Raw genomic sequence first — 14,358 nt, 5'->3', positions numbered from 1 at the left:
CGTGGCTCAGAACGTTCCCGGGCGCCACCGCGCCCCCGGTCGCTTCAACGCGATCTCGGAGCTCAAGACGATCGCCAAGGAGTCGGCCCAGCCCGCCGTGAAGGGTGCGGCCATCGTCGCGGCCTCCGGTGGCCTCGTCGCCTCGTTCGCCGGCACGGCGAACGCCGCTGACGGTTCGAGCAGCGCCGTCGCGGGTCCCGCGGCCGTCGGCCCCGCCGCCGGCACGCTCAAGGCCGGCAACGCCCTGTCGGCGATCGGCTACGCCAAGCCCGCCCTCAAGCAGGCCAAGGTCAAGCCCGTCGTCATCGAGGACGTCAAGGTCAAGACCGAGCGCGCCGCGAAGAAGGCCGCCGAGAAGGCCGCTGCCGAGCGTGAGGCCGCGCAGGAGCGCGCGTCGCGCTCCGGCTCGACCACGCGCGCCGCCCTCAACGTGGCGCCCAACCCCAGCGCCACCGGCATCGTCGGCATCGCGCAGTCCTTCTTCGGTGTGCCCTACGTCTACGGCGGCACGACGCCCTCCGGCTTCGACTGCTCGGGCTTCACCTCCTACGTCTACCGCCAGGCCGGCATCTCGATCCCGCGCACCGCGTCCGCGCAGGCCGCGGCCTCGACGCCGGTCAGCAACCCGCGCCCCGGCGACCTCGTCTTCTTCGGCTCGCCGATCTACCACGTGGGCATCTACGTCAGCCCGGGCCGCATGATCGACGCCCAGCGCCCCGGCACCGTCATCGGCAACCACTCCATCTGGACGACGCCGTCGATGTACGGCCGCATCTGAGCGGTCACCTCTCACGCCTCACGACGAGCCCCCGCCGGATCCCGGTGGGGGCTCGTCGGCTTCCCGGTGACGCGAGCGTCCGTGGTTGACTGAGTCGATGACCGACCACTCAGCCGCCGAGTCCACGACCCTCATCGAGCTCGACCTCTGGAGCGACCTGGTCTGTCCCTACTCCTGGGTCGCGAAGCGCCGCGTCGAGGCCGCCGTCGCCGCGTTCGAGCGTCCCCACGACGTCACCGTGCACCTGCGCTCCTTCGAGCTCGACCCCGACGTCCCGGCGGGCGGGTCGGTGCCCGTCAGCGAGCACCTGTCGGTGCGCCACGGCGGCGACGCGGGTGCCGGTCGGCTGATGAACGCCAAGGCCAGCGAGGTGGCCGAGGCCGACGACCTCGTCTTCGACTGGGACCGCGCCGTGCGCGCCAACACCTTCGACGCGCACCGGCTCTGTGCCCTCGCGGGCGAGATGGGCGGCCCCGCGCTGCGCTCCGCGGCGGTCGAGCGCTTCCACTCCGCCCACTTCGTCGAGGGCCTCGAGATCGACGACCGCGAGGTGCTGCAGCGCCTCGCCGGCGAGTGCGGGCTCGACGAGCGACGGGTGTCGGCGGTCCTCGCCTCCGACGAGTACGCCGAGCAGGTGAGGACCGACGAGCAGGAGGCACGCTCGATGGGCGTCACGTCGACGCCGTTCGTCGTCGCCAACGGGTATGCCGCCGTGAGCGGAGCGCACCCGGTCGAGGACTACCTCGCCCTGCTGCGCGGGGTCGCCACCCACACGGTCTGACCGCGCCCGCACCCACGGTGCGGCCGACCCGGGAGCCGGGCGGACGGCATACGCCCAGGTCAGGAGGGCTGGTCAGCGGCCGGACGGCCGAAGGAGACCGCCTCGTCGACGGCCGGTGGCGCCTCGGCGCGCAGCTGGTGGTCGGGGAGCGGTCCGAGCGCGTCGTTGACGGTCGAGAAGGCCCGACGCAGCGCGACGAAGACGGTGATCGCGAAGATCTGGCGGTCGTCGAAGCCGGCCGCCCGCAACGGCTGGAGGTCGGCGGGAGTGGTGGCGTTCGGGTTGCTCGCGACGGTCCTGGCCCAGGTCGCGAGAGCGGCGTCTGTGGGGTCGAGGGCGTCGTCGTCGCCACGGAGCACGGCCCCTGCGACCTCCTCGCCGGCAGCGGTGGCGAGACGGCCACCCCACGCGAGCGCGCAGTACGAGTCGCCGATGGTCGAGGCGGTCGCGGCGACGAGGATGCCGCGCTGCCGGAAGGTCAGGCCGGCGACGGAGACCATGTCGGCGAGCAGGCCGAAGAGCGTGTCATGGGCGGCGGGGGACTGGGCCCAGACCCGGCTGAGGTTCATGACGTAGCCGTGGTCGGTGACGTCGCTCGCGAAGTAGGCCTCGAGCTCCGGCGTCAGCGCCGGCTCGGTGAGGAAGCCGTGGCTCGGGTCGGTCGCCGTCATGCTCTGCTCCTCGGGTGAGGGGTCGTGGAGCCTTCATCGTCGCACGCGGGGTCGGGCCGGATCAGGCTCTTGCGTAAGCGGGCCCGGGCTCGGTGGGTGCTCCCGTCCCCTCCTCGGGAGCACCCGCCACCCGTCGGACGGCCACCCCGTCGCGGCCGTCCGTGATGCGCCCACGCCCTGGCCCCCACGGCTCGCCCGGGCCTTGACCCGAGCGTCCGGCGCGGCGCATCACCGGGGAAGACGTCGCGGCGGGCCAGGTGTGTCGCAAACGCACGCAAATCGCCCGGCGTGGCCCCAACCCTGTACATCTGCGGGCATGTCGCGCCATGATTCGGACCCTCGCGCGTCTCCAGGGGGGAGGATGCGTGAGGTGCGTTGCTGACGCGCCCTCGGGTCGGGGACGGGACCCGGCGCCCGGTCACGCACCCGGTGGAGCGTGGGTCGAGACAGCCGGCGAGACGTCGGCGTACGGGTGGGGGAACAGAGGATCGTGGAGCGGGCGCACGACGAGCACGACGGCGCGGCAGGCGAGCCCGTGTCGGGGACGGTCGATGGCGTACGCGTGGACGGACCCGAGAGCGACGCGGCGCTCGTCGACCGGGTGCGCGCGGGCGACGACTCCGCCTACTCGGTGCTGTGGTCACGGCACGAGCCGGCAGCCCGACGCCTCGCTGCCCGCGTCGCCTCACCGAGCGACGTCGACGACCTCGTCAGCGAGAGCTTCACCCGCACGCTCGATGCGCTCCGCAGCGGGGGCGGGCCCGACACGGCCTTCCGGCCCTACCTGCTGAGCACGCTGCGCCGCGCCAACATCGACGTCGCGCGCCGCTACACGAACCGGGTCGTGCTGACCGACGACGAGACGACCATCGACACGCGCACCGCGGCCTCGGCGGAGGACGAGGCCGTCGACGCGGAGGAACGTGACACGGTCTGGGCGGCGTGGCGATCGCTGCCCGACGAGTCCCGGTCGCTGCTCTGGCGCCTGGTCGTGCACGAGGAGAAGCCGCACCAGATCGCCCCCGGCCTCGGCACGACGCCCAACGGGGTGGCGAGCCGGAGCAAGCGGGCGCGCGAGCGGCTGCGCCAGACCTTCCTGTCCGAGCTCGTCGCGAACGCGGGCGACGCCGAGTGCCGGGCGGTGCGGCGCCAGCTCGGAGGCTACGTGCGCGACTCGCTGCCGGTCCGGGCCCGCGAGCGTGTCGACGAGCACCTCGACGGCTGCGCCCGGTGCCGCGCCGCGGTGCTCGACGTCGTCGACGTCGACGCGGCGATCCGGCTGCGCGTCGCACCGGTGCTCCTGCCCGGGGCGTTCGCCGTGGCGTCCGGCGTCGGTGCTGCGGGCGCGGTGGGCGCCGGCGCGGTGGGCGCTGGTGCGGCGGGTGCTGGTGCGGCGGGTGCTGCGACGGCGGGCGCCGGGGTGGCCGCGGCGAGTGCCGGCGCGACGGTCCCGGTCGCCGTGGGGGTGGCCTCGCTCATGGACGGTTTCGACGACGTGGCCGGCCTCGCCACCGAGGTCGGCGGTGCGTCCGGTGGCTCGGGCGGCGTCGCCGGTCGCGTGCTGTCGGTGCCGGGCCGCTCGGCTGCTGCGGTGCTCGCCGCGGCCGCGCTCGTCGTCGCAGCAGCCCTCATATTGCTCCAGCTCCAGCCGACCGGACGGGTCGCGGCCGATGCGCCGGTGGGTCGTGACTCGTCGGCAGGAGCGGCGGACGGGACGGAGTCGTCCTACCCGGCCGAGACGTCCAGCTCCGCGGTGCCCACGTCGACCGCGCCCCGACCCGTCATCGGCGTGGCGACGGCCGAGGGCGTCTCGCGATTCCAGTCGTCGGGCGGGCGGGTCGGGAGCGCCGAACTGCAGACCGGGTCGCCCGCGAGCCCCGCGCCGACCTCGACCGCCGCGAGCGCCACCTCGACACGCAAGCCGAGCCCGAGCACGACGTCCACGAGGCCGTCGACCCCGACGACGAGCGTCTCGCCGTCTCCTGCATCCGTCGGCACGGTGACGAGCCTGACGTTCACGCCGAGCGACCGTGGCTACCTCGCCCACCTCGAGGCGCCGACCGGCTGGCTCATCACCTCGGTCCGCGACGTGCACGGCGCACGGGTCGTCGAGCACGTCGGCGCGCCGACGACGCAGTTCGACGGCCGGCTACGCGGTGGGGAGCTCGTCGTCGAGGTCACGCGCGAGCGGCCCGCTCTCACCGGGGACCTCGTGGCCCTCTTCACCGACCGCTCGGGGACGACCCTGCCCGGGTCGGGGACCTACCCGCTGCGCTGACCGCCCTCGGTTGCCGTGGCGTCAGCGTCACAGGGGTCGGTCTCCGTCCCGTCCGGGTCGGGCGCGTCTGCGGTCGGCGGGGGCTGGGTCGGCGGGGGCTGGGTCGGGGTGGGCGCGCCGTCCTGCGGGAGGGCGGCATACGCCATCGGGCCCGGGAGGTCGGGGGCACTCTCGTCGACGGGGATCACCTGGCTCAGCCGGGTCAGCTCGACGACCGCGCGGATGGGGGAGGCGTCGGGGACGACGAGGCGCAGGTCCTGCCGACGGTCACGCAGGCGCTGGGCGAGGCGGAAGAACGCGGCGATGCCGCCGCTGTCGAGGTAGGTCGTGGCGCTGAGGTCGACGACGACGAGCGTGACGTCGTCAGGGACGGCGTGTCCGAGGGCGTCGGTCAGCTCGCGCGCGTTCGACAGGTCGAGCTCGCCGGTGATGCGGACGAGCTGGGTGGTGCCGGCGCGGCGCGTGTCGACGCGGGCGAGGTCGCTCATGCCTCGCCCCCGATGTGGACGCGGCGGCGCAGACGGACGTCGGTGCCGCCGGGGGTGTGCTCGACGTCGACGTCGTCCATGAGCGCGTCCATGAGCTGGAGCCCCCAGCCGCCTCCGCGGTCCGCGGCCGGGCGCCAGTGGCCGTGGTCGCGGACGCGCACCTCGAGGGCGTCGCCGTCGAGCCGGGCCTCGACGACGAGCTCGCCGGCGGCCTCCCGGTCGCTGTACGCGTGCTGGACGACGTTGGCGCAGGCCTCCCCGCACGCGACGAGGACCTCGTTGACGTCGGGCTCGGAGACGGAGGCCTCCTTGAGCCACCGCCGCAGCGCACTCCGGACCTGCACGAGGTTGCGGGCCTCGGCGGGCAGCCGGACGTCGAGCTCGCCCTCGACCGACGGCACGGGGCGCATGGCGAGGATCGCGACGTCGTCCTCGATGTGCTCCTCGTCGAGAAAGGTGTCGAGGAGGCGCTCGCAGAGGGACTCGATGTCATCGTCGGGGACGGCGGAGGCCTCACGGTCGAGCCGGTCCAGGCCGGTGGTGAGGGAGACGCCGCGCCGCTCGACGAGCCCGTCGGTGTAGAGCAGGAGCGTCGCCCCCGGGGGCAGGACCTGGCTGGCCTCGGTGAACGAGCCGTCGGCCGTGACTCCTACGGGCGGGGAGAGGGCGCCTTCGAGGTAGGTGCCGTGTCCGTCGGCGAAGGCGAGCGCGGGCGGGTGTCCGGCGTTGGTCCAGCGGATCCGCCGGGTCGCCGGGTCGTAGACGAGGTAGATGAGCGTGACCATCTCGGGGACCGGGAGCTGCGCGACGAGCTGGTGGACCCCGTGCATGACGGCGGGAGGAGACGGGTCCTGGAGGGCGTACGCGCGCAGGGCCATCCGCACCTGGACCATCGTCGCGGCGGCGTTGAGGCCGTGTCCCGCGACGTCACCGATGGCGAGCCCGATGAGGCCACCGGGGAGCTGGACGACGTCGTACCAGTCGCCGCCGACCTGCACGTCGGCCGTCGCGGGCACGTAGCGTGCGGCGAGCGAGACCCCGGGCACGTCGGGGAGCCGGTCGGGCAGGAGGCTGCGCTGCAGGGTCTCGGCGATCTGGTGCTCGCGCTGGGCCCGGGCCTCCTCGTGGCTCAGCTGCTCCTGGGCCTCGGACCGCTCCTGGATCTCCTGGACGAGCCGGGTGTTGGCTGCCGACAGCTGGGCCGTGCGCTGCTCGACGCGATGCTCGAGCTCGGACGCGGCGTCGGCGAGTGCGGCCGCGGTCTGCATCCGCTCGGTGACGAGAGCGGCGAGGATGAAGGAGGTGAGGGCGACGCACGCGTTGAAGGCCTGGAGCGTCACCATCTGCTCGAGCAGCGTCTTGCCCTCGAAGGGACCTCGCTCCCGGGCGGCCGCCGCGGTGGCGAGGAGCGTCGCGATCAGCGCAGCAGGAGCAGCTCCCCGCAGCTGGAGGCGCCAGGCGGCCCAGCCCAGCAGCGGGAGGGTGAGGAAGAAGATGTGCAGACCCGTGGTCACGGCGGTAGCCACGACGAGGGTCGCGACGACGAGGATCATCAGGGCCTCGAGCCACAGCCGCAGGGGCCAGCGGCGCTGCTCCCAGAAGAGCGGCAGGCACAGCAGGAACGGCGCGACGGCGAGGACGCCCATCGCGTCACCGGTCCACCACACCGCCCACGCGGCCGGGAGCTGCGCGGTCGTGATGGAGCCCGACGCGAGAAGGGTCGCGGCGCCGATCGTCGCGCTGACGAGCATGCTCGCGAGGGCACCGAGGAAGACGATCGCCAGCGCGTCGCGCTGCCGGTCGAGCTGGCGGCGGAAGCCCACCCGCAGGAGGAGGGTGACGGCGACGACGGGCGCGAGGGTGTTGCCGACGGCCGTGACGGCGGCGGCCAGCGGGTTGGCGCTGATCGGCAGGTTGACGGCGAGGGCCGCCACGGCGACGGCCGGCCAGTAGGACCGCCCGAAGACGACGAGGGCGGCGACGGCGACGCCGGTCGGCGGCCAGAGCGGCGTCACGTCGTTGCCGACGAGGGAGAGGGAGAGGCCCAGGCGCGCCCCGAGGTAGTAGGCGACAGCGATGGCGGCGAGGCGGACGAGACGTCGCGTCGGGGTGGCGGCGGGGGAGATGTCCGGTGTGTCCGTGCCGTCCGGGTCCTGGGTGGCGTCGGTGGGCAGGCGGGCAGGGCCCGAGGTGTCCACCGCCCCCACGCCTGTCGTCATCGTCGGGGGCAGTCCAGCCGCCCACGCCCCGCCATGGCAGTGACTCTAGGAGCACCGAGTGTCGTGTGACGAGCGTTTCGTCCACCGAGTGTGTGGCAGCCGAGAGCAGAAGTTCAGCGCGGGTCGTGCGTGACGGGTGTCAAGGATCAGCCGAATCAGCGGTCACGCATCACCCGAAACACCGACACGCATCAGACCAAGCCCGGCGTCAGGCATCCGGCGAAGTCATTCACGCTCGGTGGTGCCCCCGGCAGGATTCGAACCTGCGACACCCGCTTTAGGAGAGCGGTGCTCTATCCCCTGAGCTACGAGGGCGGGGCATGGCTGAAACCCTCGCTGGAAACCTCGCTGCAAGGCTCGCTGTAACCCTCGCTGTAACGAGGCCCTGTCGGGCCGGCCAACGGGGACAGGCTACTGGACCCGGGCGGCGGTCTCGCGCATGGCCGCCGCTAGCCCCAACGGCACGCACCAACAGCGGCATCAGTGTGCGGCGGGACCGGGACACGCCTGAGCACCAGCTCCGCCCGGACCGCTGTCCCGCTCACAGCCGTTCGACGCGGTCGGCCTGTGGTCCTCGGTCGCTCTGTCGCACCTGGTACCGGACCCGATCGCCCTGGTGCAGCGCCTCGGTGCCTCTGAGGACCGACACGTGCACGAACAGGTCCGCGCCTCCCGCGTCCGGAGCGATGAAGCCGAACCCCCGCTCCGCGTCGTATCGCGCAACCACTCCCTCGCCTCCGCGCGCCGGGACGTCGGATGCCTCCCGGTGTCCCGACCGAGCGCGGGTCGTCGACGCCACGGGTGCGCGCCGCGGTGTCGAGCTGCGCGCGAGGCGCACGTCGCGAGCCTGCGGGCCCCTCTCGCTGACGACGATGTCGTACGTCACCCGGTCCCCTTCGCCCAGCTCGGGGAGCCCGTCGGCCAGCGCCCGGACGTGGACGAACACATCGGGGTCGCCCGAATCGGGGGTGATGAACCCGAAGCCTTTGTCCGCGTCGTACCAGGACACGGTGCCGTCCGCCCCGTCGGATGCCACGGCCTGCTGGGCGGCCTGGTCGCCCAGGGGCAGCAGATGGTCAGCCTGCGGTCCCTTCTCCCCGTCGACGACGAGGAACGCCACCCGTTGCCCCTCCGAGACCACGCCACCCGCCACGACGGCCGAACTGTGCACGAAGATCTCGGCACCCCCGCCATCGGGCGTGATGAAGCCGTACCCCTTGGCAGGCTCGTACCAGGCTACGGTGCCGAGCACGCCCAGCGGTGTATCGGCGGCCTGGTCGGCCGTGACCCGGACGTGGCGTGCCTGCGGGCCGCGGTCCCCCTCGCCGATCTCGAACTCAACCACCTGCCCCTCCCGGAGCAGCTTCATCGCGTCGTCGCTGACGATCTCGGACGCGTGCACGTACAGGTCCTCTGCCTCCTCGCCGAGGGCGATGAAGCCAAACCCCCGGTCGGCATCGAACCAGCGGACGGTTCCCTTGGTCACGGCTGACTCCTTGTCAAAGCTACGGTCGGTGTTCCCCCTAGTGTCCCCGACGGGACTGCGACAAGCGCCCGGCGCCAGACGCTCGCGCTGCCGTGCCAAGTGCCCGACGGCGACATCCACGGCACCCGGCGCCGCGCCGACTGCGGCACAACCCATGAGATCGGGATGACCGCACGTGCCAGAGCGGCACGGTCGTGCTATGCCCGGCGTTCGTTCGGGGTCTGCGTTCGGGTCCGGGGGCTCCGGTACCGCGCCGTGACCGGTGCCTTGGCGCTTCGGGGACCGCGACCGCCGCAGGTCGAGGCTGGCCGAGGAAGACGTGTGGCTGTCCCACTTCCTCTTGTCCCGCCGTCGGCCTCTGAGGGTTCGCAGCCTCACGGAGAGCCAGCCGGGCTGGCTTCGTCGTCGACCGTGGCATGCCTACTCTGGGAGGATGCTAGACCCCGCCCAGATCGATGACCGGATCGACCGCGCGAGCGCGCGACCGTTCGGGCGGCGGTTCCACCTGCGCGGGCGCGAGCGGGCCACGGCCGAGCTGCGCGGTCCGCAGACGATGCGGGCTCACGCCGCAGAGATCATCGCGGAGCGGCTGGCGCCTGCCGAGCCGCGCAACGACGGTCGGCAGACCCCGTACCGCAACCACCCGGTGTTCGTGGCCCAGCACGCGACCGCGACCTGCTGCCGCAGCTGCCTGGAGACGTGGCACGGCATCGCGAAGGGGCATGGGCTCGACCGCGGCGAGCGGGCCTACGTGGTCGAGGTGATCGGGCGCTGGATCGACCGCGAGCTGGCGAGCTCGATCGAAGGTCGGGCATCCGGGGGCTCCGCCTCACGCTGGCCGTGAAGGTGAAGCGGCGTTGCCTTCGTCAGCGGTCAGGCGCCCTGCGGCACCGTCCGCGCGTCGGGGCGCGTGCTGCCCGCACCATCGCGGCGCCTGTCCCCTTGTGAGGCGCCCCGCCCGCTCCCGCGTGGCCGACCCGCCTGTCACTTTCGGCGGACCGCGAACCAGACACAGGACTTATCGCGTGGCGCCGGACCTTCGGCATTGTGCCAGCCGGCCTCGGCAGATCCGCGCTGATCGAGGCTTGGTCGGACGTCGTCCGAGGAGCGGCATGAGGGTGCACCTCTCCGGCCCGATGGCGCCCGTTTCGAGTGCTGTCAGGGCGTCGGCAGCGCGAAAGCCGGCGCCACGTCGGTACGTCGGACGTTCAGGTCGGGAAGAGCGTCACGCGCCTGAAGGCCTCAGACCTTGGTCCCTTTGGGGAGTACCCAGTCCAGAACACGGTTCACCCAGCGCTCGCAGTCCCGGGTCCAGCGCCACTGGTCTTGTCAAAGAGCGTCGATCAGGCGGGTGGTGTCCGGTGCTGCATGGTGAGCACGGTCAGCTGGACGCGGGAGTGGATACCGAGCTTCGTGAACATGTGCTTCAGATGCGCATCGACTGTGTGCGGTGACACGAACAGCTGGCGGGCGATGTCCTTGTTGGTCAGACCCTTGGCGACAAATTCGGCGATCCGCAGCTCGCTCGGGGTCAGCGAGGGCCACGCGTCCGGCCCGCGGTCGGCCGCGGATGCAGCGCCCAGGGAACGCCTGTTCGTGGGGTCTGCCACCTCAGCGTCGTACTCGGCCCGGGTCAGGAAATGAGGGTTGTCGAGGACCGTTCGGTCCAGGAGTACGACCGGGTGGGTCTTGAGCACGGCAACGAGCATGTCGAGCCCGAAGCGCTGCAGTTCGTACATGCACATGAAGATCGCTGGCTTCCGGTCCACGACGTCGTTGAGGGCCGCCTCGTACACGAAGAAGTCATCGGCACCATGAGGCTGCAACAGCACCCCCGGCCACGGCATCTCTCCGGTCACCCGCAGCAGTCCGGAGCCCTCCGCGACCACCTGCTCCACGTTGTCCGACAGCACCGACGTCATGTGGTCGATCGAGAACGTTCCGGACTGCAGGTAGACCTCGGACGCCGGCCGCACGTCGAACCGATCCGGAGGTGGGTCCGCGACGCCCGCCTCGCCAACCGCCCGGGCTCGCACAGCGCCGTGCTCGAGGCCGTCGATGTAGCACACGCAGGTGTCCCCGTCACGCAGGCCTTTACTGAGGAAGGGGAACAGGAGGTCGTCCCGCTCCCCCGAGCCGGAGTAGAGAGCGCAGAAGTGCGTTCCTGGCGGGATCTGATCCACGCCCGGGATCCCGCTGTCGATGACACTCATACCGGTCCCTTGCTCACCGCGAGCGTACCCTCGTTGGTCGGCAGCAGGGCGGCGAGTCAGGGTCAGATGTGGCCACGCGTCCGCGCAGGTGTCCCGCTCCTCAGCATGACAGTGAGAGTGCTTCCGCGTTCCGTGAGTGCACTGGGGTCATCCCTGCCCCACCGGCACCCACCGCTGGGGTCACCGTGGCGTCGCAGGTCGGTGGGTTTCAGCCTGCGCCACGAGGCCGGGGAGTGGCTGAACCCTCGTTGGAGACCTCGCCCCGACGAGGCCCCGCCGGGCCGACCAACGGGGACGGTTCACTGGACCGCGGCGGCGCTCTCACGCGAGGCTGCCCGTGTCCGCAGCCTTGCGAGTCATCGGCGGAGGGAGCGGACGCTCACGTGTTGGTGGATCACAGGCCCATCCTCACTGGCGTGGCTGGGATGTCACCGGCGATCAACGCCGCCAGAGGTGTGGCGATGTCGCGAGGGGAGAACAGGTCGGGTCCGTCGTATCCGGCGATGTCCGAGTGCCGCCACCAACGCATCTCGCTGATGTGCTCGGCGGCCAGCTCGTCGTCGGACAGGGCGCCTCGGGCCTCGAAGAGCGTCGTGCGGACGAGGAAGTAGTCGTTGACCAGCTCGTCGTAGCCGTCCGGACGGCCGGGGGTCGCGACTTCCTGGTGCCAGACGTGCGGCGGATCAGTGTCGACGACGAGGCCCGTCTCCTCGTGCAGCTCGCGGCGCAGAGCCTCCAGAGGCAGCTCACCCCGCTCGACGCCGCCGCCGGGGGCCGCCCACACGACCGTCGCGCCGGTCGGGACCGCGGGGTGCGGGAAGCTGAAGCGGCACAGGAGGACCCGGTCGCCGTCGGCGAGAATGAGAGCCCGAACTGCGTGTCGACGTCTCGCCGTGGCAGGCCTCTCGTTCACCAAGAGATGATCAGGGCGTCAGGGGCAGGCCGCAAGTCGACCCACCCGGACACGACCAAGGAGAACACGCATGCAGACACGCACTCTCGGCACCCGGGGCCTCGAGGTCTCCGCTCTCGGCCTCGGCTGCATGGGCATGAGCCAGTCCTTCGGCCCCCGACCCCCGCGGGACGAGATGGTCACGTTCCTGCGCGCCGCGGTCGACCGTGGCGTCACCCTCTTCGACACCGCCGAGGTCTACGGCCCGTTCCACAACGAGGAGCTCGTCGGCGAGGCGCTGCAGCCGGTTCGCGACGACGTCGTCATCGCCACCAAGTTCGGCTTCGCCTTCGACGAGAACGGCGCGCAGACGGGCGTCACGAGCCGGCCCGACGACATCCGCGCCGCCGTCGACGGCTCGCTGCGACGACTGCGCACCGACGCGATCGACCTGCTCTACCAGCACCGCGTCGACCCCGATGTCCCCATCGAAGAGGTCGCCGGCACCGTCAAGCAGCTCATCGAGGCCGGCAAGGTGCACCAGTTCGGCCTGTCCGAGGCAGGAGTCGGCACGATCCGGCGCGCCCACGCCGTGCAGCCCGTCACGGCGTTGCAGAGCGAGTACTCCCTCTTCTGGCGCGAGCCGGAGGAGGCGATCCTGCCCGCCCTCGAGGAGCTCGGGATCGGCTTCGTGCCGTTCAGCCCGCTCGGGCGGGGCTTCCTCACGGGAAAGGTCACCGCCGCCACGGAGTTCGGCGAGGGGGACATCCGCGCCTCGCTGCCGCGCTTCGAGCGGGAGGCCCTGCAGGCCAACCTCGCCCTCGTCGACCTCGTCACCGCGGTCGCCGAGCGCAAGGGCACGACGGTCGGTCAGGTAGCGCTCGCCTGGCTGCTCGCGCAGCATCCGTGGGTCGTGCCGATCCCCGGGACCCGGCGGCTCGAGCGACTGGACGAGAACCTCGGTGCTGGCGACCTCGTCCTCACGGACGAGGACCTCGCCGAGCTCGACGCCGCCTCGACCGGCGTGCAGGTCCTCGGCGACCGCTACCCCGAGGCGATGCAGCGCATGATCGACCGCTGAGCCCCCGCACAGCGGCCGGACTGCCCGGACACCCGTGAGAGGGTGCTCGCCATGACCGGGGAAGCGCAGACGGACCGTGAGGTCGTGCTCGAGACGAGCCGCCTGCTCCTGCGGCCGTGGCGGGTCTCCGAGGCCGGCGTCCAGCGTCAGCTGTGGACCGAGCGCGACCCGCGCGTGCCGCCGCACCGGCGCATCGACGCGGACGGGCACCCCACGCTCCTCGAGCTCGAGCACTCGATCCGCACCGCTGATCCTTCCTCGACAGGCCTGCTGGCGGTCGAGCGCAAGGCCGAGGGCGATGTCATCGGCTACTGCGGTCTCGTGGACAGCGGACGCGGGGCCGACGCGGAGCCGGAGCTCGCGTTCGAGCTGCTGCGGCGCGTCTGGGGTCAGGGCTACGCGACCGAGGCCTCGGTCGCCGTCCTCGACTGGGCGACATCGCTGGGCCACCAGCGCATCTGGGCCACGGTCTGGGACTGGAACGCTGCCTCACGGCGGGTGCTGGCGAAGGTCGGTTTCGTCGAGGCCGACCGCAGGGAGGTGCACCCGGTCCACGGCACCACGCTCTTCACCGTGAGAGAGCTCTGAGCCGACCCGTCCCCGAACCGCCGCCCCCGAACCGCCGCCTCAGAGCTGGGCCCTGAGCACGTCGATCTCGCACCCGGGCGCAGCAGGATCGAACCCGTGCTCGACCAGCCAGCGGATCGCCGTGAGGCTCCGGAGCGACCACCAGGCGCGCACCACGTCGAGGTCGACGGCATCCGCGCCGTAGCCGGCGACGACGTCGTCGAGGTGCTCCGGGTGCCCCAGCGTCAGGCTCGAGATGTCGTACATCGCATCGCCCTGACCCGCCTCGGACCAGTCGAGGATGCCGGTGACCTCGTCTCCCTCGACGAAGACGTGGGCCACCTGCAGGTCGCCGTGCATGAACACCGGCGTCCACGGTCGCAGCGCGGCCCCGGCGAGCTCACGGTTGCGCGTGACGAGGTCGGCCGGCAGGACGTCGTTCGTCAGGAGCCACGTGCACTCGACGTCGAGGCTCGCCGCCTTCTCGTCCAGGCTCTTCCCGGACCACGCGGGCAACGGCGCGTCGTGCAGGACTCGGAGCGTGGCACCTGCCGCGGTCCACGCCGCCGCCGAGGCGGTCGACGGCCGGCCCAGGCGACCCAGCGCCGCTCCCGGCAGCGCCGCGAGCGCGAGCACGGGCGGCCGGCGCCACAGGATCTCCGGGGTCGGGACCGGCGCCAGCGTCATCGCCTCGACCTCGACGTCGGTGTACGTCTGGTCGCCGTCGACCTTGAGGAACACGTCGCCGACGCGGAGCGTCGCGCGCGCCTGATGAGCCACCACGACCTCGACCTCGTCCACGTCCGTGTCCACGTCGGTCAGTGTCGCTGACGGGCCGCGCAGTGCCCACCCATTTGTCGACCGAGGCACGAGGCAGCAGGTGGCCAGCGCGCCGAAGCACCAC

13 protein-coding genes and 1 tRNA gene are annotated in these 14,358 nt (G+C 72.3%); 6 read left to right on the top strand and 8 right to left on the bottom strand.

Going from position 1 to position 14,358, the window contains the following annotated elements:
• The first annotated feature begins 1 nt into the window (after position 1).
• Positions 2-778 carry a C40 family peptidase gene (locus ACSQ2D_RS16370; protein ID WP_435986988.1) on the top strand — a complete coding sequence of 259 codons (777 nt, stop codon included), beginning with the start codon at positions 2-4 and terminating at the stop codon, positions 776-778.
• A 97-nt stretch (positions 779-875) separates the two neighbouring features.
• Positions 876-1,559 carry a DsbA family oxidoreductase gene (locus ACSQ2D_RS16365; protein ID WP_435986987.1) on the top strand — a complete coding sequence of 228 codons (684 nt, stop codon included), beginning with the start codon at positions 876-878 and terminating at the stop codon, positions 1,557-1,559.
• 59 nt (positions 1,560-1,618) lie between these two features.
• Here ACSQ2D_RS16365 and ACSQ2D_RS16360 read toward each other — a convergent pair whose 3' ends face one another.
• Entirely contained in the window at positions 1,619-2,230 is a 612-nt protein-coding gene (locus ACSQ2D_RS16360; RefSeq protein ID WP_435986986.1) for a carboxymuconolactone decarboxylase family protein, read from the bottom strand.
• A 562-nt stretch (positions 2,231-2,792) separates the two neighbouring features.
• Here ACSQ2D_RS16360 and ACSQ2D_RS16355 point away from each other — a divergent pair.
• Positions 2,793-4,508 (top strand): sigma-70 family RNA polymerase sigma factor, encoded by a 1,716-nt coding sequence (locus tag ACSQ2D_RS16355; RefSeq protein ID WP_435986985.1) that lies wholly within the window; start codon positions 2,793-2,795, stop codon positions 4,506-4,508.
• On the opposite strand, the gene ACSQ2D_RS16350 is transcribed toward ACSQ2D_RS16355, so the two are convergent.
• From ACSQ2D_RS16350 to ACSQ2D_RS16335, 4 genes are all read right to left on the bottom strand, one after another.
• The gene (locus ACSQ2D_RS16350; RefSeq protein ID WP_435986984.1) at positions 4,493-4,996 is read right to left on the bottom strand and encodes an STAS domain-containing protein; all 504 of its coding nucleotides are present in this window, start codon (positions 4,994-4,996) and stop codon (positions 4,493-4,495) included. The two genes, ACSQ2D_RS16355 and ACSQ2D_RS16350, sit on opposite strands and share 16 nt — an antisense overlap.
• Complete coding sequence (locus ACSQ2D_RS16345; protein WP_435986983.1) at positions 4,993-7,194, bottom strand: MASE1 domain-containing protein; 2,202 nt, start codon at positions 7,192-7,194, stop codon at positions 4,993-4,995. The genes ACSQ2D_RS16350 and ACSQ2D_RS16345 overlap by 4 nt, the downstream gene beginning before the upstream one ends.
• A gap of 260 nt (positions 7,195-7,454) precedes the next feature.
• Positions 7,455-7,530 (bottom strand) — tRNA-Arg (locus ACSQ2D_RS16340).
• A 226-nt stretch (positions 7,531-7,756) separates the two neighbouring features.
• Positions 7,757-8,701, bottom strand: coding sequence for a cold-shock protein (locus tag ACSQ2D_RS16335; RefSeq protein WP_435986982.1), 945 nt, complete (start codon positions 8,699-8,701; stop codon positions 7,757-7,759).
• Between the two features lie 433 nt (positions 8,702-9,134).
• On the opposite strand from ACSQ2D_RS16335, the gene ACSQ2D_RS16330 reads away from it, so the two are divergent.
• Positions 9,135-9,545 carry a DUF4186 domain-containing protein gene (locus ACSQ2D_RS16330; RefSeq protein WP_435986981.1) on the top strand — a complete coding sequence of 137 codons (411 nt, stop codon included), beginning with the start codon at positions 9,135-9,137 and terminating at the stop codon, positions 9,543-9,545.
• Between the two features lie 499 nt (positions 9,546-10,044).
• Here the strand turns inward: ACSQ2D_RS16330 and ACSQ2D_RS16325 are convergent, their stop codons facing one another.
• Positions 10,045-10,914, bottom strand: coding sequence for an MEDS domain-containing protein (locus tag ACSQ2D_RS16325; protein WP_435986980.1), 870 nt, complete (start codon positions 10,912-10,914; stop codon positions 10,045-10,047).
• A gap of 394 nt (positions 10,915-11,308) precedes the next feature.
• The gene (locus ACSQ2D_RS16320; RefSeq protein ID WP_435986979.1) at positions 11,309-11,827 is read right to left on the bottom strand and encodes an NUDIX domain-containing protein; all 519 of its coding nucleotides are present in this window, start codon (positions 11,825-11,827) and stop codon (positions 11,309-11,311) included.
• Between the two features lie 70 nt (positions 11,828-11,897).
• Between ACSQ2D_RS16320 and ACSQ2D_RS16315 the strand changes: the two genes are divergently transcribed.
• Positions 11,898-12,887, top strand: a complete 990-nt coding sequence (locus tag ACSQ2D_RS16315; RefSeq protein WP_435986978.1) for an aldo/keto reductase — start codon at positions 11,898-11,900, stop codon at positions 12,885-12,887.
• A gap of 51 nt (positions 12,888-12,938) precedes the next feature.
• Positions 12,939-13,475, top strand: coding sequence for a GNAT family N-acetyltransferase (locus ACSQ2D_RS16310; protein WP_435986977.1), 537 nt, complete (start codon positions 12,939-12,941; stop codon positions 13,473-13,475).
• A gap of 39 nt (positions 13,476-13,514) precedes the next feature.
• On the opposite strand, the gene ACSQ2D_RS16305 is transcribed toward ACSQ2D_RS16310, so the two are convergent.
• The gene (locus ACSQ2D_RS16305) at positions 13,515-14,267 is read right to left on the bottom strand and encodes a phosphotransferase family protein (RefSeq protein ID WP_435986976.1); all 753 of its coding nucleotides are present in this window, start codon (positions 14,265-14,267) and stop codon (positions 13,515-13,517) included.
• Positions 14,268-14,358: the final 91 nt, after the last annotated feature.

The sequence above is a fragment of the Terrabacter sp. LjRoot27 genome, from assembly GCF_964254175.1.
GTDB lineage: Bacteria > Actinomycetota > Actinomycetes > Actinomycetales > Dermatophilaceae > Terrabacter.
The sequence above is the reverse complement of the archived record's forward strand: the minus strand, read 5'-3'. Positions and strand labels throughout refer to the sequence as shown.